Here is a 17751-nt window from a genome sequence, read left to right on the forward strand (position 1 = left end):
CCCTTGGCGGGCCGCGGTGTCGAGCCCCTCCAGCGTCGACTCCCGGATGTTCTCCCGCTGGGTCTCCGCCATCGAGGCGAAGAACGCGAAGCGGCGGGTGTGGTAGGCGCAGGCGACTGCGCCGCCGCGCGAGCGGCACGGTGAGCCGGTTTGTGCGTCACACTTCGGACAGGCCCCCTGCCCGCTTACTTGTGATCGCGGAGGAAGGCCGGGATGTCAGCTCGGGTCGGGTAGTCGGGCAGCGGTGCGGGCTTGTCCTGGAGGAACGCGGTGATGACGGCTGCCGCTCGTTGGTCGTTGTCACCCAGGCCGTTCCACATGTGGTGGCCGACGCCTGGCATGTACTGGGTGCGCTGGATGGCGGGGTTGTCCGCAAGGATGGTCGTCGCCCACTGCCGGACCTGGGAGGAGCACTCGGCGATCATCAGCATCGCGGGTGTCCGGGAGCGCCTCAGCTGAGGAGCGATGGAAGCGGAGTCTTTGATCGTTTGCTGGATACGAAGGCTGGCGGCGGCGCTGAAGGAGAAGTTTCCCGCCGTGTCTTCGACCGGGATGCGCTGCGCGTCCCGCGCGCAGTAGGCGGACGCGGTGTCGCTGCCGAGATCAGCGGCGGTGAAGGCGTTGTCGCCCTCCGCCTGTCCTACCAGCCCGTTGTCTGGGCTGAGCAGTCCGAGCCGCATGAGGCCGAACGCGACCGCGTAACGCGGGACGTGTGTGGAGCGCGGTCCGGTCATGGCCGGTGCGACGCTGCGGGCTGACGGTCGGCCCTTCTGCCCCGCGATCCGGGCGGTGGGGCCGTCCATCGGGCCTGGCTCGGCGACGACCGCCCGGCGCAGGTGTGCGGCGGTGGCCGGGTCGGCGAGCGCGCGGGTGAGCACGACCGCGCCCGAGGAGAACCCCAGCACGTCGACGCGGCCCTTGCCGAGCTTACCGACGAAGGCGCCGAGGTCATGGACGGACCGGGTGATCGAGTACTGGTTCATGGGTAGCAGGTCGCTGCGTCCGCCGCCGGCCTGCTCGTAGGCGTACACGTCGTAGCCCTGCCCCGCGAGCCGCTGCAGGAAGTGGTGGTCGAGCACCGAGATACCGCGCACCGGCCCGCCGTTGAGGTAGACGAGCGGCACGGGACGCCGGGGGCTGTTGCCGGTGGGCGGGTAGTGGTAGACCGCGACCCGGGCGCCGGTGGACAGGCGCCAGTGCTCGGTGGTCACGAACGCCAGGGCGGGCGGGTAGTGGCGCGTCGTGGAGACGGTGGGGACGCACACCGACAGAGTCAGGGCCGCTGCGACGAGCACCGGCAGGAATGGCACCAGCCGTCCCCGCCAGGAGCGTCGGCGGCCCCACCACAGCGCCGCGATGACCGCGACCCCGACAGCCGCGAACCATGCGGCGAACCCCGATCCCGCTCCGTCGGTGGCGACGATCAGCGCCAGGAAGAAGGCGACCAGCCCCACCGCCGCGGCGGCGGCCGCCAGCAGGCGGGCCATGAAGCGCAGGGGACGTATGACGGACGGTGGCATGGTGATCTCTTCCAATCTTTTGAAACGCTGTTTTGAAACGATGTTACAGCACGGGTAGACTGCTTCCCATGGGAAGACCGAGGACGAACGACGCCGCCGTCAGAGAACGGCTCGTGGCATGCGCGACCGAGATGTTCGCCACCCGTCCCCAGGGGTCGGTCACGGTCCGCGCGCTGGCCACCGCCGCCGGAACGTCGACTGCGGCGGTGTACACCTTGTTCCAGGGCAAGGACGGGCTGATCCGCGAGGTGCGCGACCAAGCGGTCGCCGGCCTGTTCCAGGACCTGACGGCCGTTCCCGGCTCTGGGGCCGCCTTGGAGGATCTGCACGCGTTGGCCGCGGCATATCGCCATTGGGGACGCGAACACCGCCACCTGTACACGGTGTTGTTCGGCGGCGCGCAGTCCTTCGTCCCGTCGCACCGGATCGGCGACCGCGACCCAGTGCGGCCGCTTGTCGCGGCGATCGACCGCGCCGTGGTGGGCCACATCCTCGCAGGCGACACCACACAGATCGCCGTCTCGTTGTGGGTCGCCCTGCACGGGCTCGTGACCCTCGAACTCGCCGGCAGCCTTGACGGCGCCGCAGCCGAGACCGCGTTCCGGTCCACGATTGACGCAGTACTACGCGGCTGGGCAACTCCCGCCGCCTTCCCTGGCCTTCGACGCGCAGACTCGGCGTTGTGAAGCCATTGCTCCGCAGCCGCACGGAGACGGCTGGCGGAGAGCCGAGTCGAAGTACCCTCCCCAGCCGGCACGGATCGGTTCGTGGCTGTCCATATCGGCCCTCACCGACCACCACCGACGCACCAGGTGAAATGACGTCCATGAGACTGATCCGGGGCCCGGTGCCGAAGCGCCGGGTGAAGGAGTATCGCCGAGGGTCATGTGGCCGTACGGGAGCGGGGAGAACCGGGCGGCCGGTCTGGTGACTTCATGCCGATCCGAGCCGGCCACGCGTCGGCTGGGCCGTGGGCGCTCCCGGCGCGGTCCGGTGGCCGTCCGGGGCGGTTGTTGTTGTCAACGGCTGTTCGTAGGTGTCTTGTTCGAGGTGGTGACCGCGTCGGGATCGGTGGAATGTCGCGGCGCTGTGGAGCCTTCTGCGGGCCTGGATCTGGTCAGCCACAGGCCGGTGAACGCGGCGGTGGCCAATGTGATGGCGCCGGCAGTGAGGAAGGCGCTGTTGAGGCCGGTCTCGAAGGAGGCGCCGCCGGATTGCCGGGTGCGGACGACGGCTCCGAGTGCCGCGACGCCGAGTACCGCGCCGATCTGCCGGGTGGTGCTGCTGATGCCTGAGGCGAGGCCGCCTTCCTGCGGGCTGACCGCTTGGATGGCGGCTCCCGTCAGGGGGGACATGGTCAGGGCGAAGCCGGTGCCGGCGAGTCCCAGGCGCCACCACACGTTCTCGTAGCCGGTGTCGGCGTGCACCGTGCCGAGTGACAGCAGTCCCAGGCCGGCCAAAGCCAGGCCGGTGGTGACCACGATGCGGAAGCCGTACCGGGCGGCGAGCCGGCCCGCGTACGGGCTGACGATGACCATGGCGAGGGACATCGGCAGGGTCTGAAGGCCGGCGCGCAGGATCGAGCTGCCCTGGACGTACACGAAGAACTGGGAGAAGAAGAACGACGAGCCCATGAGCGCGAATCCGGCCACGACCATGGCGGTGTTGGACACGGTGAACAGGCGCCGGCGGAACAGCCGCAGCGGCAGCATCGGGGCGGAGCGCCGCGCTTCGACGGCGACGAAGGCGGCGAGGAGGATCACCGCGGCGGTGAAGCTGCCCAGGATGACCGGTGACGTCCAGCCGCGTGCACCGCCCTCGATCAGCCCGTAGGTCAGTATCCCCACCCCCGGGACGGACAGCGCCGTGCCCGGGATGTCGATCGCGGGGGCGCCCGGATTGCGGGACTCGGTGAGGTGGCGCTGGCCGATCAGCAGAAGGACCACGCCGATGGGCAGGTTGACCAGGAAGATGGCGGGCCAGCCGAAGGCTTCTGTCAGTACGCCGCCGGCCACGGGGCCTGCGGCCAGACCGATTCCGCTCAGTCCGGCCCACAGCCCGATCGCCCTGATTCGTTCTTGCGGCGCGGGATGGGCGGCGGCGAGCAGGGCGAGCGAGGCAGGGCTCAGCGCCGCGGCCCCGATGCCCTGCAGCGCCCGGCCGGCGACCAGCCAGCCGGCCGAGGGCGCGAGGCTGCACAGCAGCGACGCGGCGGTGAACACCGCCACGCCGGTCAGGTACACCCGCTTGCGGCCGAACCGGTCGGCGAAGACACCGCCGGACAGCAGCAGCATGGCGACCAGCAGTACATACGCGTCGACGATCCATTGCAGACCGGTCAGCTGGATGTGCAGCCGGTGCTGCATATCGGGCAGCGCCGCTCCGACGATCGTGTTGTCGAGCAGGACCATGAATTGGCCCAGACAGGTCACCGTGAGCAGCACGGCCCGGCTTGACCGGCTGTCTGCGGTCGCATGCGTCGCAGTCATGGAATCCCCCTCGGTCGTCAGGTGCGCCCGGTCACGGTCGACGCGGGGGCGACCGACCCGAACACACTAAAGCAGTCCGCGACTGCGTTAGGTGACTATAAGGAGGCCCACCCCTTAAACGCAAGTCCCTGCTGCGTTAAGGTGGGGGCATGAACGAGCGACAGCGAGCCCGGCGGCCCGGCGGGCGCAGTGCCCGCGTCGGCACGCAGGTGCATCAGGCGGTCACCGACCTGATCGGCGAGCGCGGCTACGGCAACTTCACCGTCGGCGAGATCGCGGCCCGCGCGGGCGTGGCGGACAGCAGCGTCTACCGCCGCTGGGGCAGCCTGGAAACCCTGCTCACCGACGTGGCGCTCACCCGCCTCAACGCGCAGTCGCCGATGCCCGACACCGGGAGCCTCGCCGGCGACCTGCGCACCTACGCGGCCCAGGTGGCCCGCGAGATCACCGGACCCGACGGCCCGGCGGTGCTGCACCTGGCCGTCGCCCTGTCGGGCAGCGGCCAGCAGGGCCTGCGGGCCAGTGCCGACCTCCGCGCCGAACGCACCCGGCAACTGCGGTCCATGCTCGATCGCGCCCGCGACCGGGGCGAGCACGCACCCGACGCGCTCGACGTGCTGGACCACATCCTGGCCCCGATGTATATCCGCGTCCTGTTCGGCATGGTCCCGCTCACCCCGGACTACGTCGACGGGCTGGTCGACCGACTGCTGTGACCCCCACCCGGCCCCCGCGATCACCCCTCGGGCGCGGCACCAGGGCTCCGTGAGGTGCGGGCGCCGCCCCGGAGCCGGAGACGTTCCCCCTGCGTGTTCACGACGGCGGCCGGCGCCTGCGGCCCCGTCCCCGACGTTCTGGACGCGCGTGAACTGCTACGGCCGCTTCGAGCCGGACGGGAACAGCCGCCCGGAGTTGGGAGCTGAACCTGGCCGCCCAGCCGGCGACGGTGCCCGGCCCCCGCACGGCGCCAGGCCCAAAGGCCCCGCGGCCGACGCCGCACGGCACGGCCGATCGGCGTCCTGAGCAGCGTATGAGACCCGTCCCCGGTACCGGAGAACCAGTGCTCGGTAGCCGGCCGGGGCCGGACTTACGCCACGCAGAACTCGTTGCCCTCCGGGTCCTGCATGATCCACCAGTGCCCGGCCGGCCCTTTGTTCACCTCTCGGACGCGGGTCGCCCCCAGGTCTTCCAGCCTGGCCAACAGCTCGTCGAGGCCGCCGGGTTCGCTGTGGATGTCGAGGTGCAGACGGTTCTTGCCCCTCTTGCCCTCGGGCACGTCCTGGAAGAGCAGCCGTCGCCCGCGGCCGACACCGCTGGTCTCGTCGAACGGGTCCTCGGGGTGGCGGATCGCGGCATAGCCTCGGAAGGTCTTGCGGCCGCGATGCTCGGTGACTGCCTCCTCGCCGATCTGGCCGGCGACCAGCAGTTGCTCGATGAGAGCGCTGGGGTCTTCTGTCTCGTACTCCAAGGCCGCGGCCCAGTAGTCCGCGAGGACGGGTGCGTTCGTGCTGTCGATGACCAGCTTCCAGCTCAATGCCATGTAACCAGTTATATTGGTTACATGGACTCCTCGGCAACCAAGGGGCTGACGCTGCACTCCCATACCGGCGTCGCCTACCGGTTCGACCCCGGCGCGCTGTGCCTGGAACTGCTGACCACCGGCGGCCCCGGCCCCTACCGCCGGTACGAGGTCCTGCACGAGCCCGCCGACCTGGCAGCATGGGCGGACCGGTCGCGGCTGACCCCGACGCCCGCACTGGACATCTCCGAAGCGCAAGTGGCCTACATGCGAGGGCTGCGCGACGCACTGTTCCGGGTGATCATCGCCCACACGCGCGGCGAGCCTCACCCGCCCTGCGACCTCAAGGCCATCAACGAAGCAGCCGCCCGTCCGGCCATGGCCCCCACCATCACGCCGACCGGCAAGCGACAGTGGGCCGGAACCCCCACCGGCACGCACCTGGCGGCCACCGTCGCCCGGGACGCCGTCGAGCTGCTGACCGGCCCCTTCGCGCACCGCATCCGCGCCTGCGCCGCCGAGGACTGCCACCTCGTCTACGTCGACACCTCACGCCCCGGCCGCCGCCGCTGGTGCTCCATGGAGCACTGCGGCAACCGCCACAAGGTCAGGGCGCTGCGCGCCCGCCACATCGAGGAAGGATGACCGTCATGCCCACCGGACTCACCGAGGACGCCGGCTGGCAGATCGGCGTGTCCCGCCTCCTGCCCCACCCCGCAACCATCGTCTGGGACTTCATCAGCAGCCCCGAAGGCATCGCCCTCTGGCTCGGCTCCGGCGCGGTCCTCGCACCGGAACACGGCACCCCCTACCGGACGACCGAAGGAGTGGCGGGCGAGGTGCGCGGCTACCGCCCCGCAGACCGCATCCGCGTCACCCACGGCACGACCACGGTCCAGGTCGCCCTCACCCCCGCAGTCGACGGAGCCCGGACGACACTCCGCTTCCACCAGGAGCACCTGGCAAGCGCTGAAGAGCGCGAACGGCAACGGGCGCACTGGCGGCGCGTCATGGACCAGGTCGCTACCGCCCTCGACCGGCAGTGACGACGGCTTGCGGCACCTGACCGGAGACCGACACGCACCAAGTCGTCGGAAGTCCTCTCACGAACGAGGGGGTGTGCGAGGGGCGGCACGGCCATCCGCATCAGGATGAGTCGGTTGCCGTCCGCGCGGGTGGGGTCGGAGGTCAGCTCGTCGCGGCGCACGCAGCGGTGGACGACCATCCGGTCGCCGGTGCGTAGCACCGCGATGGCGATCGGCGACATCCCCGCGTTGCTGTCATGGGTTCGTCCTCGCGCTGGGCCGCAGGGGGTCCCGGCCGGCCTGCGCGGACACGTCCTGCCGCAGGGCGCGACAGTGCGGCCACGGTCACCGGCGCAAGGGCTCGGAAGCCTCCATGTCCGCCCGCTTCGTGTTCCCGCGTGTCCGCCCGGCCGGCCGCCGCCCGAAACTCGTCCCGGACGGTGTCATCGCACTGCGGTGGCTGATCGCTCCGTGACCGGAAGGCGAGGACCAGCCGGTCGCGTACTGCATCTGTCGACCGGGCTGAGGGCTGTCCCGCGATCCCTGGTGGGCGTGCGACGACAGCTACGGCACCTCGCGGCGTTGTCGGAACGTCCCCATACAATGCAGTATGCGGACGCCCCTCCGCCTTGCGATGCACCGCATCCGACGCCGCACGCTGATCCACCACGGATCGCGGGACAGCCCTTAGACTCGTCCGCATGGTCCGATCGTCCCGTGGTGAGGCGAACCCCGGGATGCGGCAGCGCGAGGTGGGCACTGTGATGCGCCGGGCCGTGTCGCTCCCGGAGCAGGCGGTGGCCTCCGGTGCCATCGTCGCCGAGTTCCGGATCGTCCCCGCTCCCACGGAGTGGGCGCCGCACTCGCATCGCCTGCACGAGCTCGTCTGGGTGCGCGGGGGAACGCTGACGTCCCGGGTGGGTGACCGCGTCTTCACCGTGTTCGAGGGGCACGGGCTGTGGATGCCTGCCGGAGTGGTGCATGCGGGCCGGGCGACGGAGGGCGCGCAGTTCCACGACGCCTTCTTCGCCCCTGACCGCACGCCGATCGCGTTCGGGGAGCCGAAGGCGATCGCGATGACGCCCTTGCTCGTGTCGCTGCTGACTCATCTGTCCCGCACGGATCTTCCCGTGGCGGCCCGGCTGCGGGCGGAATCCGTCGTGTTCGACGTGATCCAGCCCTCGGAGCACCAGCTCGCGTTGCGGCTGCCTGGCGACCCCCGGATCGACGCGATCGCCGAAGCCCTGCTGGACGATCCCGCCGACTGCCGTTCACTGGACGAATGGGCGCGGCTGCTGGAAACCAGCGGCCGTACGATCACCCGCGCTTTCCGTCAGACGACAGGTCTCTCCTTCGCGCAATGGCGGCAGATGCTGCGTGTGCACCGGGCGCTGATGCTCCTCTCCGACGGCTTCGATGTGATGTCGGTCTCCGAGAGCCTCGGCTACGCGCAGCCCAGCTCCTTCATCGCCGCCTTCCGGCGTGTCATGGGAACCACGCCGGGCGCGTTCTTCGACGCGGCGGACAGAGTGCCCGGGGATGTCCCGAATTCCGTATCGGGTGGCGAGAACGCCTGATTGTCGGCATGGCGAGTCGAATATAGTCTTCTGGGAGTTAGGTAACCCTTAGTTGCTGCTCGCCGCGCACGGCGCTGTCCGCGCGCGGGAGAGTGTGCGGCCTGGCCGGTGAAGGCCGGACGGGGGTGCCGCAGTCCGCGCCCCTCCGATCATCCGGATCTCTTCATGTTCACAAGCCCTTTCCGGCGTGCCGGAAGACCCCCGGCCGGCCCCGCCGCCCCGGTGGCCGTGCTCAACGGGCACGACCTGGTACTGCGCTACGGCGGCAAGCCGGTCGTCCACGGTGTCTCGATCGCCCTGGAACCCGGCCGCGCGACCGCCCTTGTGGGGCCGAACGGCAGCGGAAAGTCCACGCTGCTGCGCGCACTCTCCCGACTGCATCAGGTGGACGGCGGCCGGGTGACGCTCGGCGCCCCTGACGGACGGGCCGAGCGTGACGCGGCCCTGCTCAGCCCTCGTCAGTTCGCCCGCGAGGTCACACTGTTCTCTCAGTCGAGGCCCGCACCCCAGGGACTGACGGTCGCGGAGGTCGTGGCGTTCGGACGTCACCCCTACCGGCGTGGCCTCGCCGGACCGACCGTCGAGGACGGTGCCGCCGTCGACCGCGCCATGGGCGTCACCGGAGTACGGGACATGGCGAGCCGGCAGGTCGGGGAACTCTCCGGCGGGGAGATGCAGCGTGTCTGGCTCGCGGCATGCCTCGCCCAGGACACCGGTGTCGTGCTGTTGGACGAGCCGACCAACCACCTGGACCTGCGGTACCAGTTCGAGACGCTCGACCTGGTGCGGGATCTGGTGGAGAGGCACGGCATCGCGGTCGGGATCGTGCTGCACGACCTCGACCAGGCGTCCCGTGTCGCGGACACGCTGGTCCTCATGCGGGCCGGCCGTGTGCACGCGGCGGGCGCACCCGCCGACGTTCTCACCGCCGAGAACATCGGCGAGGTCTACGACATCCGGGTCGACGTCGGCGTCGACCCGCGCACGGGCCGCCTGCGTATCGACCCCCTCGGGCGCCACCTCTCCTGAAGAGGGCGGCACCCCTTCCGGAGCAGCCCGTTCGCCGCTCCGGCGAATCGTTCGAGAAAGAAGAACCCTCATGAACCGTGCCAGTCGCCTGACGGCCGCAGCCTCGACCGGGCTCGCCCTCTTCGCCCTCACGTCCTGCGGTACGACCGACGCCGACAAGATCACGGCCAAGAGCAGCGCCGGCGCGGCCCCCGCGTCGAAGGACTGCGCCCAGGACACCACGGCCACCTCGACGAAGCCGGTCTCCCTCAAGGACGGCGTCGGTCGGCAGGTGAAGCTCGACAAGCCCGCCAAGCGCATCGCGGTCCTGGAATGGCAGCAGGTCGAAGACGCGCTGACCCTGTGCGTCACCCCCACCGCCGTCTCCGACGCGAAGGGATACAGCACCTGGGTCAGCGCGGAGAAGCTGCCCAGCGGGGTGACGGACATCGGCACACGTGAGGAGCCCGACCTCGACACTCTCTACGCGGCCAAGCCCGACCTCGTCATCGTGGAGGCGTTCGACGCCAAGGACGAGATGATCAAGAAGCTGGAGAAGAGAGGCGTCCCCGTGATGGCCACGCGAGGGGCGAACCCGAAGGACCCGATCGGGAACATGAGGGAGGTGTTCAGCATGATCGGCGAGGCGACGGGACGCACCGAGCGGGCCGGCCAGGTGCTCAAGGAGTTCGACCAGCACCTTGCGAAGGCGAAGCAGCAGGTCACCGACGCCGACCTGCCGACGAAGGACTTCGTGTTCTTCGACGGATGGCTTGAGGGAAGCAACCTCACCGTCCGCCCCTACAGCGACGGCGCCCTGTTCACCGAGATAGGCAAGGAACTCGGCATGAAGCCCGCGTGGACCAGCAGCGTCAACAAGGAGCACGGTGACGGGGGTGTCGACCCCGCCTACGGCCTCGCGCAGACGGACGTCGAGGGACTTGTCGCGGTGGGCGACGCCAACCTCTTCTACGCCAACGACGAAGGCGCCGGCGGATACGTCGCCGCGCTGCGGAAGAACCCGATCTGGAAGACCCTCCCGGCCGTCGAGGAAGGCCGCGCCCACGCGTTCCCGGCGCGGGTGTGGGGCGCCGGCGGCCCGCGCTCCAACGAGCAGGCGATCGACGCCTACGTCGACGTACTCGACAAGAAGTGAGCACGGTAAGCACCGCGTCACCGGAAGGGGGAGTGCTGCCGCGCGTGGAGGGCGGCGGCGGCCCCGCCGGGGTGGCTGTCCTGGCGGTCCTCCTCGTCGCGACCGTCCTGGTGGGCATGTGGCACCTGACCCAGGGGACATCGGGCGTCGGTGTCGGTGACCTGGTGCGCCATCTCGCCGGGGAACGGGAGAACACCGGCGGCGCGCCGGTCGGCGAGATCCTCACCGGCTCACGCCTGCCGCGCCTGCTCGCGGGCGTGGCGGTGGGCTTCGCCCTCGGCTGCGCCGGCACGCTGCTCCAGTCCGTCACGCACAACACGCTCGCCTCGCCGGACACCCTCGCGGTCTCGGCCGGGTCCTACTTCGCCGTCACGCTCATCGCCGCCTTCGGTCTCGCCGTCCCGCTGTGGGCGTCGGGCGTCGTCGCCTTCGCCGGCGGCCTGGTCGCGGCGGCGCTCGTGCTGCTTCTCGCGGGCCGGGCCGCGGGCACCTCCGGGACCCGCCTCATCCTCGCCGGATCGGCGATGGCGATGGCCCTGGACTCCGCGACCGGGATGCTCCTCATCCTGTTCGACCAGAACACGACCGGTCTCTACGCCTGGGGGAGCGGCTCACTCTCGCAGCTGAACATCGACGCGTCGGTACGCGCCGTCCCCCTCGTCGTCGTGGTGCTGTGCGCCGCCCTGGCACTGTCCCGGCGACTGGACGTGATGAACCTGGGCGACGACGCCGCATCCACCCTCGGCGTGCCGATCCGGAGCACCCGTGTGACCGCCGTGGTCTGTGCGGTGCTCCTGACCAGCACCTCGGTGACCCTCGCGGGCCCGATGGCCTTCGTCGGTCTCGGCGCCCCCGTCCTGGCCCGCCTGATCGCGGGGCGGGTCGGCGCGTTGCGCCGGCACCTGCTCCTGATCCCCGCGGCCGGTCTGCTCGGCGCGCTGCTCATCCTGCTCGCGGACGCGGTTCTGCGTGCGGTGCAGGGGGCGGACGGCGCGGCCTCCATCCCCACCGGTGTGCCGACCACGCTGCTCGGCTCCGTCGTGATCGTGGTCCTCGCTCTGCGGCTGCGTGACACGGGCCGGCTTCGGCAACCCCCGCGGGCACGGGTCGCCGTACGATCCCACCGCGCGTATCTCCTCGTCGCGTCCGGCGCGGGAGCACTGCTGGCCGTGGCGGCCCTCGTGGCGGTCCTGGCGGGGAGCCTCTGGCTGCGGACCGGGGACATCGCCCTCTGGGTCCAGGGCACCGCCCCCGACCTGATCGGCCAGGCGCTCGACGACCGGGTGCCGCGTGTCACCGCCGCGGTCCTCGCCGGCGCGGCGCTCGGACTGGCCGGATGCGTCGTGCAGGGCACGGTACGCAACCCACTCGCGGAACCGGGGGTGCTCGGCATCACGGCCGGCGCCGGGCTGGGCGCGGCGGGCGTCGTCACGTCGGGGCTGGGCGGCGGACAGCCGGTGCTCGTCGCGGTCGCCGTCGCGGCCGGGCTCGCCACCTTCGCGGTGATCGCCCTGCTGGCCTGGCGCGGGGGCTTCCTGCCCGACCGGTTCGTACTGATCGGCATCGGCATGGGGTACGGCCTCAGCTCCGTGACCACCTTCCTCCTGCTGCGCGCCGACCCGTACAACACGCCCCGCATCTTCACCTGGCTCTCCGGCACGACCTACGGCCGTACGTTCTCCGACGTCGTACCGGTCGCGGTGGCCCTGGCGCTCGCGCTTCCCGTACTGCTGTCCATGCGCGACCGGCTCGACCTGCTCGCCGTCGACGAGGACACCCCGCGCATCGTCGGCGTCAGGGTGGAGCGCACCCGCTTCTCCGCACTGGCGATCGCCGCGGTGCTCGCGGCGCTCAGCGTGGTCGCCGTCGGCGTCGTCGGCTTCGTGGGGCTCGTCGCTCCGCACCTCGCCCGTTCGCTGGTGGGTGCCCGGCAGGGCCGCGCGATCCCGGTCGCGATGTTGCTCGGCGGACTGCTGGTGTGCGTGGCGGACGCACTCGGCCGCACAGTCGTCGCCCCCGCCCAGGTGCCGGCGGGCCTCATGATCGCCCTGGTCGGCGCACCGTACTTCGTCCGGGTGCTCCGGCAGTCCCGCGCATGACCTCCGTTCGGTACGGGGCCCGAACCGACCGGCCCCGGGCTCCGGTTCAGCCCGCCGGCAGGCCGCCTGCACCCACGGGTGAATCCCCGCACCCCGTCCCCCGTCCCCCGCGTCCCGCCAGGAGCACCCGAATGTCGTCCCAGCAGGAGAGGCCCCTGCGGCCCCCGAAGAGCGTCGTCGTACCGTACGAGCCCGATACCCCGCCGGACCGACTGGCGCGGCTCGTACCCCACGAGGTGTCGGAGCGCTGGCGCGCGGTCGACCGCTCCGCCCACGCCCCGCACATCGTGGCCGTTCCCGGTGACGACGGCGAGGACTGGACGGCTGCCGCGCTCGTGACCGCACGCCCGGACACGGCCTATCTGAAGATCGTCGACGCCGTCGGCGACGTGCAGGCGGCCGTCGCGGCCGTCGTCGCCCACGCACGCCGTCGGGAGCTCGCGCAGCTGAAATGGGAAGGATGGACGGCTGGCCCCGAGGACGCCGTTGCCGCGGGCTTCGCTGCCTTGAGCCCTCCGCTCACGCAGCCGGAGGGCGCGGCCGGACCGGCTGCCGGTTACGTTCGCTGGTTGCGCGACGGCGTGGTGACCGCACCCCCGTACTACGGGCAGACCACACACTTCACCTGCGGCGCCGTCACCGCCCTGGTCGCGCAGGTGCACGCGGGAACACTGCCGTGGGAGGCGCTCGACCGCCAGGCGGAGCTGACGCTGTGGCGCGACGCGACCAACTTCCCGGCGTGCGAGCCCGTCGGCCTGGGTGTTGCCCTGCGCCGAGCCCGGCCGTCGTCCCGGGTCACGGTCCACCTCGACACGGACCGGCCTGTCATGCTCGACCACTACCCTTCGAGCGACCAGGAGTGGCGTGCCCTGCTCCAGCGCACGTCCCGTACGGATGCCGAACGCATCGGCGTCCCGATCGACCCGCGCCACCTCTCCCTGACCGAGATCCGGGACGCGATCGGCCGACAGGAGCATGTACTGCTCCTGCTCTCGCTCGCCGGGATGCAGGGGTTCGACGTGCCGCACTGGGTGCTCTGCCACGGCGTCGTACCCGGCGCCGTCGTGATCGAGGACCCATGGGCCAACGCGGCGACAGGAGACACCTGGGTCGACGCCCACCTCCTGCCGGTGCCGGACCCGTCGCTCGACACGATGTCGACGATGTCGCCGGAGGGCTTCCGGGGAGCCGTGACCATCAGCCACCCGCGGCGGCGAGCCGCCTCCCCTGCCGCTCCGGCCGACGAGTAGCCCCGTACGGCCGCCCGAGCCGGGTCGCGTGCGCCGCGCAATCGCCGCTCGGGAGCCGTGTCGCGCTGCGCAATCGCCACTCGGGAGCCGTTGTCGCCGCTCAGGTTCCCGCCGAACGTCGCCGATCACGTCGCCCGCGCCCAGCCGACCGCCCGAGGCGACCTGCTCCGGACCTCGCCCGAGGTGACCCGCTCCGGACTCGGCCGCTCCGCGTTCGCCATGGCCAGAGGGCTACCCTGCCCTGTGGCCCGACACCACGACCCGGGATGTCGGCATTCCGAGGAGGAAGCGGCAGCGATGGAGATTCGTTCCACGACCGATGAGGACCTGGACGTCTTCGTCGACACGGTCCACGCGGCGTTCGGGCACTTCCCGGAAACTCCGGTCGCGGACGGCGGGCGCTGGTGGTCGGCGCTGGAAATGGACCGCGGCCTGCTCGCCGTGGCACCGGACGGGAGGCCCGTGGGCACGGCCGCCGCGTACTCCTTCGAACTCACCCTGCCCGGTCGGACACTCGTCCCGGTCGCCGGGGTGACCGCCGTCGGCGTCCTGCCCTCGCACCGGCGACGTGGCGTGCTCAGCGCGATGATGCGGCACCAGCTCACCGAGGTACGGGCTCGGGGTGAGTTCCTTTCCGTGCTGCTGGCCTCAGAGGCCCCGATCTACGGCAGGTTCGGTTACGGACCCGCGACCTCCACCGCGCGGTTGACGGTGCCGCGCCACAGGGCCGCCCTCGCCGTTCCCCGGGCGCTCGCGACGGCCGACGCACCAGCGACCGGCTCCGGCAGCGGTTCGGTCGAGATACTGCGGCGTGCCGAGTGCGGCGAGATCCTTGAAGCGGTCTACGACCGGTATCGCCGCGCCCAGCCCGGCGCGCTGTCCCGGCCGCACCGCTGGTGGGCTCTGGGCGCGGGGCATCCGCCGATCTCCCCGGCGCCGCGCTACGTCGCCGTCCACCGGGACGCCGACGGCGCCGCGGACGGGTACGCCAGCTACTCCATCGGCGAGCAGAACACCTTGACGGTCGACGAGACCATCGCCGTCGACGACGCGGTCTTCACGGCCCTGGCCCGGTTCGTACTCGGACACGACCTGGTCTCACAGGTCGTGTTCCGGCATGTCCCGCCCGAGCATCCGCTGCGCTGGCAACTCGCCGACCTCCGGGCCGGCGAGGTCGGCGGCCACGCCGACTGGCTCTGGGTGCGCCTTCTCGATGTCCCGCGTGCTCTGACCGCACGCGGCTGGTTCACGGACGGTGAACTCGTCCTGGACGTCGATGATCCCTTCCTGGGCGAGCACGGCCGCCACCTGCTGACCATCCGCGACGGCAAGGCCGACTGCGTCCCCACGGACCGGCAGCCCGACCTGTCCCTGGACGTGCGCGACCTGAGCTCGGTCTACCTCGGCGGCACCAACCCGAGCACGCTCGTGCGCGCCGGACACATCCGGGCCCACCACCCGGGCGCTGCCGTCCTCGCGGACGCGCTCTTCGGCACCGAACGTCCCCCGCACTGCCTGCACTGGTTCTGATCGGGCCCGCTGCGAGCCGGATGTCGGGCGGGGTTCATGCCGTGGCGGTGTAGAGGCCGGGGCCGAGTTTGTGGTTGAGGCCGGTCTCGGCCCATCCGGAGAGCTGCCGATACGGTCTCCATGGTGATGTCGCCGAAGTGAGAAGCGATGTCACGGGGGCGCCAGTGGCGGGTGGGGTTCTCCTTGAGCGAGCCAAGGATCGATCCGGTGACGGCGGCGGCCTGGACGACCTGGTCGCGGGCGGTCCGGAGGGCGATGGTGAAACAGCAGCGGTCCGGATCGGTGCCAGGTGGTGACTCGGCAGCCCCGACCGTCTTGGTGCGCAGGGCCTTCCAGAGGGTGAGCAGGGCCCACATCTCTGCGTCGGGAAATCCTGCAACTGGCTTGCGTGACCAGCAGAAGCGTTGACTGCCCGGCCTTGGGTCACAGCCCGTCCCGCTCATGGCTGAACAGCCCTGAGACCCCTGCCGCCACGGCACCACGCCGGAAGATCGGGTCGGCTGTTGTGCGGAGGCGTCGCCCATGCGGGGCGTGGGTGTCCTTCAGCGCTGGTGCCGCCCGGGAGCCGAGGGCGTTGCCTCGGCCCCGGGCGGCGGTGTCAGGCCGGGGGGATGAGGCGGCTTTCGTGGGCGAGGATCACCGCTTGTATCCGGTCGCGGAGTTCGAGTTTTTGCAGGATGCGCCCCAGATGGGACTTCACGGTCGCCTCCGCGAGGTACAGGGTGGCCGCGATCTCGGTGTTGGACAGGCCGCGGCCCACCTGGATGAGCACTTCGCGCTCGCGGGCGCTGAGCCGGCTCAGCCGCTCGTCGTGGTCGGCGCCGCTGCCGTCGGGGATGTGCGGGCGGAGGTTCTCCAGCAGGCGGCGGGTGATCCGCGGGGAGACCACCGCGTCGCCCGCGGCGACGCTGCGGATCGCGGTGAGCAGTTCCTCGGGCCTGGTGTTCTTCAGCAGGAAGCCCGAGGCTCCGGCGTTGAGTCCGGCGAAGGCGTATTCGTCCAGGTCGAAGGTGGTGAGGATCAGCACTCTGCTCCGCGGGGAGACCCGGATGACCTGCCGGGTCGCCTCGATCCCGTCGGTCCCGGGCATCCGGACGTCCATGAGGACGACATCGGGGCGCAGCTCCCGGGCGAGGCGTACGGCCTGGGTGCCGTCCGCGGCTTCGCCGACCGGTGCCATGTCGGGCTGGGCCTCCAGCACCGTGCTGAAGGCCATGCGGAGCAGCGCTTCGTCGTCGGCGATCAGGATGCGGATCGTCATGCGGACGCCGCTCCGATGCTGCCGAGGTCCAGGCGGGTATGGACTTCCCAGCCGCCGCCCGGGAGCGGTCCGGTCCGCAACTTCCCCCCGTAGGCGGCCGCGCGTTCGCGCATGCCGGTGATGCCCTGGCCGGATGGTGCCGGGCCGGGGAGCGGTGGGCAGGGGCCGTCGTCGGTGACGTCCACGGTGACGGTCTCGGCCGAGCACCGTACCCGGACCTTCGCGTGTGTGCCGGTGGGTGTGTGCTTGAGGGTGTTGGTCAAGGCTTCCTGTACCAGGCGGTGGACGGTCAGTTGTGCGGTGGCGGGTATGTGGGTGTGGCCGCCCTGGATCTCGACGCGGGTCGGCAGCCCGGCGGCGCACATCTGCTCGGCGAGGGTCTCCAGTTGTGCGATGCCGGGCAACGGGTGGCGTTCCGCGTCCGGTTCGTCGGTCCGCAGGACGCCCAACGAGCGCCGCATGTCGGTCAGGGCCTGCCGGCCCGTCCGGGAGATCTGGAGCATCGCGGTGGTGGCCCTGTCGGGCGACCGGTGCTGTGCGTAGACGGCGGCGTCGGTGAGCGCGACCATGACGGACAGGTTGTGGGTGACGATGTCGTGCATCTCCCGGGTGATGCGCGTCCTCTCCTCGGCGACGGCCAGTCGTGCCCGCTGGTCCTGTTGTTGCTCCAGGCGTGCGGCCCGTTCCTCCAGGGCCGCGAGGTAGGCGCGCGTGGTTCGCGCGTTCACACCCAGGACGGCGGCGGCGACGACCGTCGCGGTCACCGCGACGAAGGGGGTCAGGAACGCGCCTTCCGCCGCCCAGCGCAGGCAGGCCAGCAGGGCCCCGCCCTCCACGACGGCACCGGCGACGAGCGTGCCGCGTCGGCCCGAGTTCGCGGCCGCCGTGTAGAGGGCCACCAGCAAGGCGGTGTCCGCCGGCAGTTGGACGTCCATCAGCCACTGGACGAAGGCCGCGGCTGCCACGGCACCGAACACCGTGAGCGGGGCCCGGCGCCGCCACACCAGGGGCAGCGCCAGGGCGGCGGTGAGGGCCACGGCCACCGGGAGCTCTCGCGGTGCGCGCGTGGTCACGACGTTGAGCAGGAGCAGCGCCGGCAACAGCGAGTCCCACACCATGGGCGGCAGCCGGAGGCCCCGGCGTCGGGCGGCCCTCACCAGTCGCGCCGCTCGCACGGAGACCAGGTCGGTGCGTCTCGTCGGCCGTACGGTCGTCCTCGTCCGCCGTACGTGGTCCCGGTAGCGCACCGGGTGGGCATTGCCGGGCTCTGCGGCCGCCTCGGTCATCACACGTCCCTGTCGATTCAGCATCGTGGTG

The 17751-nt window shown here is 71.3% G+C and carries 15 protein-coding genes and 1 pseudogene; 10 read left to right on the forward strand and 6 right to left on the reverse strand.

Translation table 11 applies throughout. The features are described 5' to 3' along the window. Positions 1-185: 185 nt before the first annotated feature. Positions 186-1520: an alpha/beta hydrolase gene (locus PZB75_RS17970; protein ID WP_275536319.1), complete on the reverse strand. Its 1335-nt coding sequence runs from the start codon at positions 1518-1520 to the stop codon at positions 186-188. Between the two features lie 68 nt (positions 1521-1588). Here PZB75_RS17970 and PZB75_RS17975 point away from each other — a divergent pair, with 68 nt between their 5' ends. Next, positions 1589-2206 (forward strand): TetR-like C-terminal domain-containing protein, encoded by a 618-nt coding sequence (locus tag PZB75_RS17975; protein ID WP_275536320.1) that lies wholly within the window; start codon positions 1589-1591, stop codon positions 2204-2206. 333 nt (positions 2207-2539) lie between these two features. Here PZB75_RS17975 and PZB75_RS17980 read toward each other — a convergent pair whose 3' ends face one another. Next, positions 2540-4009, reverse strand: coding sequence for an MFS transporter (locus PZB75_RS17980; protein ID WP_275536321.1), 1470 nt, complete (start codon positions 4007-4009; stop codon positions 2540-2542). Between the two features lie 149 nt (positions 4010-4158). On the opposite strand from PZB75_RS17980, the gene PZB75_RS17985 reads away from it, so the two are divergent. Continuing rightward, entirely contained in the window at positions 4159-4725 is a 567-nt protein-coding gene (locus PZB75_RS17985) for a TetR/AcrR family transcriptional regulator (protein WP_275536322.1), read from the forward strand. A 371-nt stretch (positions 4726-5096) separates the two neighbouring features. On the opposite strand, the gene PZB75_RS17990 is transcribed toward PZB75_RS17985, so the two are convergent. After that, positions 5097-5549: a VOC family protein gene (locus PZB75_RS17990; protein ID WP_275536323.1), complete on the reverse strand. Its 453-nt coding sequence runs from the start codon at positions 5547-5549 to the stop codon at positions 5097-5099. A gap of 21 nt (positions 5550-5570) precedes the next feature. On the opposite strand from PZB75_RS17990, the gene PZB75_RS17995 reads away from it, so the two are divergent. Together PZB75_RS17995 and PZB75_RS18000 are read left to right on the forward strand one after the other, a co-directional pair. After that, a complete protein-coding gene (locus PZB75_RS17995) occupies positions 5571-6173 on the forward strand; it encodes a CGNR zinc finger domain-containing protein (RefSeq protein WP_275536324.1) in 603 nt (200 codons plus the stop codon). 5 nt (positions 6174-6178) lie between these two features. Continuing rightward, positions 6179-6574, forward strand: a complete 396-nt coding sequence (locus PZB75_RS18000) for an SRPBCC domain-containing protein (RefSeq protein WP_275536325.1) — start codon at positions 6179-6181, stop codon at positions 6572-6574. A 68-nt stretch (positions 6575-6642) separates the two neighbouring features. On the opposite strand, the pseudogene PZB75_RS18005 reads toward PZB75_RS18000, so the two are convergent. Continuing rightward, positions 6643-6810: pseudogene (locus PZB75_RS18005) on the reverse strand (RNHCP domain-containing protein); the annotation flags it as partial. Positions 6811-7254: 444 nt separating this feature from the next. On the opposite strand from PZB75_RS18005, the gene PZB75_RS18010 reads away from it, so the two are divergent. The 6 genes from PZB75_RS18010 (at position 7255) to PZB75_RS18035 (ending at position 15173) form a co-directional block, all read left to right on the forward strand. Further along, positions 7255-8130, forward strand: coding sequence for an AraC family transcriptional regulator (locus tag PZB75_RS18010; protein ID WP_275536326.1), 876 nt, complete (start codon positions 7255-7257; stop codon positions 8128-8130). A 165-nt stretch (positions 8131-8295) separates the two neighbouring features. Continuing rightward, entirely contained in the window at positions 8296-9159 is an 864-nt protein-coding gene (locus PZB75_RS18015) for an ABC transporter ATP-binding protein (RefSeq protein WP_275536327.1), read from the forward strand. Positions 9160-9229: 70 nt separating this feature from the next. Continuing rightward, positions 9230-10294: an iron-siderophore ABC transporter substrate-binding protein gene (locus tag PZB75_RS18020; protein ID WP_275536328.1), complete on the forward strand. Its 1065-nt coding sequence runs from the start codon at positions 9230-9232 to the stop codon at positions 10292-10294. After that, entirely contained in the window at positions 10291-12393 is a 2103-nt protein-coding gene (locus tag PZB75_RS18025; protein WP_275536329.1) for an iron ABC transporter permease, read from the forward strand. Before PZB75_RS18020 ends, PZB75_RS18025 begins: the two co-directional genes overlap by 4 nt. Before the next feature lie 131 nt (positions 12394-12524). Then, positions 12525-13643 carry a peptidase C39 family protein gene (locus tag PZB75_RS18030; RefSeq protein WP_275536330.1) on the forward strand — a complete coding sequence of 373 codons (1119 nt, stop codon included), beginning with the start codon at positions 12525-12527 and terminating at the stop codon, positions 13641-13643. Positions 13644-13940: 297 nt separating this feature from the next. Then, on the forward strand, positions 13941-15173 hold the full coding sequence (locus PZB75_RS18035; protein ID WP_275536331.1) for a GNAT family N-acetyltransferase: 1233 nt from the start codon (positions 13941-13943) through the stop codon (positions 15171-15173). 598 nt (positions 15174-15771) lie between these two features. On the opposite strand, the gene PZB75_RS18040 is transcribed toward PZB75_RS18035, so the two are convergent. Both PZB75_RS18040 and PZB75_RS18045 read right to left on the reverse strand, forming a co-directional pair. Beyond that, on the reverse strand, positions 15772-16434 hold the full coding sequence (locus tag PZB75_RS18040; RefSeq protein WP_275536332.1) for a response regulator transcription factor: 663 nt from the start codon (positions 16432-16434) through the stop codon (positions 15772-15774). After that, entirely contained in the window at positions 16431-17720 is a 1290-nt protein-coding gene (locus PZB75_RS18045; protein ID WP_275536333.1) for a histidine kinase, read from the reverse strand. The genes PZB75_RS18040 and PZB75_RS18045 overlap by 4 nt, the downstream gene beginning before the upstream one ends. Between the last annotated feature and the right edge of the window lie 31 nt (positions 17721-17751).

It is taken from the genome of Streptomyces sp. AM 4-1-1 (genome assembly GCF_029167625.1).
GTDB lineage: Bacteria > Actinomycetota > Actinomycetes > Streptomycetales > Streptomycetaceae > Streptomyces.

What these genes read in the sequence shown, in the direction of transcription:
- PZB75_RS17970 (WP_275536319.1), bottom strand. Translation starts at nt 1,520, where the DNA reads ATGCCACCGTCCGTCATACGTCCCCTGCGCTTCATGGCCCGCCTGCTG.
- PZB75_RS17975 (WP_275536320.1), top strand. Translation starts at nt 1,589, where the DNA reads ATGGGAAGACCGAGGACGAACGACGCCGCCGTCAGAGAACGGCTCGTG.
- PZB75_RS17980 (WP_275536321.1), bottom strand. Translation starts at nt 4,009, where the DNA reads ATGACTGCGACGCATGCGACCGCAGACAGCCGGTCAAGCCGGGCCGTG.
- PZB75_RS17985 (WP_275536322.1), top strand. Translation starts at nt 4,159, where the DNA reads ATGAACGAGCGACAGCGAGCCCGGCGGCCCGGCGGGCGCAGTGCCCGC.
- PZB75_RS17990 (WP_275536323.1), bottom strand. Translation starts at nt 5,549, where the DNA reads ATGGCATTGAGCTGGAAGCTGGTCATCGACAGCACGAACGCACCCGTC.
- PZB75_RS17995 (WP_275536324.1), top strand. Translation starts at nt 5,571, where the DNA reads ATGGACTCCTCGGCAACCAAGGGGCTGACGCTGCACTCCCATACCGGC.
- PZB75_RS18000 (WP_275536325.1), top strand. Translation starts at nt 6,179, where the DNA reads ATGCCCACCGGACTCACCGAGGACGCCGGCTGGCAGATCGGCGTGTCC.
- PZB75_RS18010 (WP_275536326.1), top strand. Translation starts at nt 7,255, where the DNA reads ATGGTCCGATCGTCCCGTGGTGAGGCGAACCCCGGGATGCGGCAGCGC.
- PZB75_RS18015 (WP_275536327.1), top strand. Translation starts at nt 8,296, where the DNA reads ATGTTCACAAGCCCTTTCCGGCGTGCCGGAAGACCCCCGGCCGGCCCC.
- PZB75_RS18020 (WP_275536328.1), top strand. Translation starts at nt 9,230, where the DNA reads ATGAACCGTGCCAGTCGCCTGACGGCCGCAGCCTCGACCGGGCTCGCC.
- PZB75_RS18030 (WP_275536330.1), top strand. Translation starts at nt 12,525, where the DNA reads ATGTCGTCCCAGCAGGAGAGGCCCCTGCGGCCCCCGAAGAGCGTCGTC.
- PZB75_RS18035 (WP_275536331.1), top strand. Translation starts at nt 13,941, where the DNA reads ATGGAGATTCGTTCCACGACCGATGAGGACCTGGACGTCTTCGTCGAC.
- PZB75_RS18040 (WP_275536332.1), bottom strand. Translation starts at nt 16,434, where the DNA reads ATGACGATCCGCATCCTGATCGCCGACGACGAAGCGCTGCTCCGCATG.
- PZB75_RS18045 (WP_275536333.1), bottom strand. Translation starts at nt 17,720, where the DNA reads ATGACCGAGGCGGCCGCAGAGCCCGGCAATGCCCACCCGGTGCGCTAC.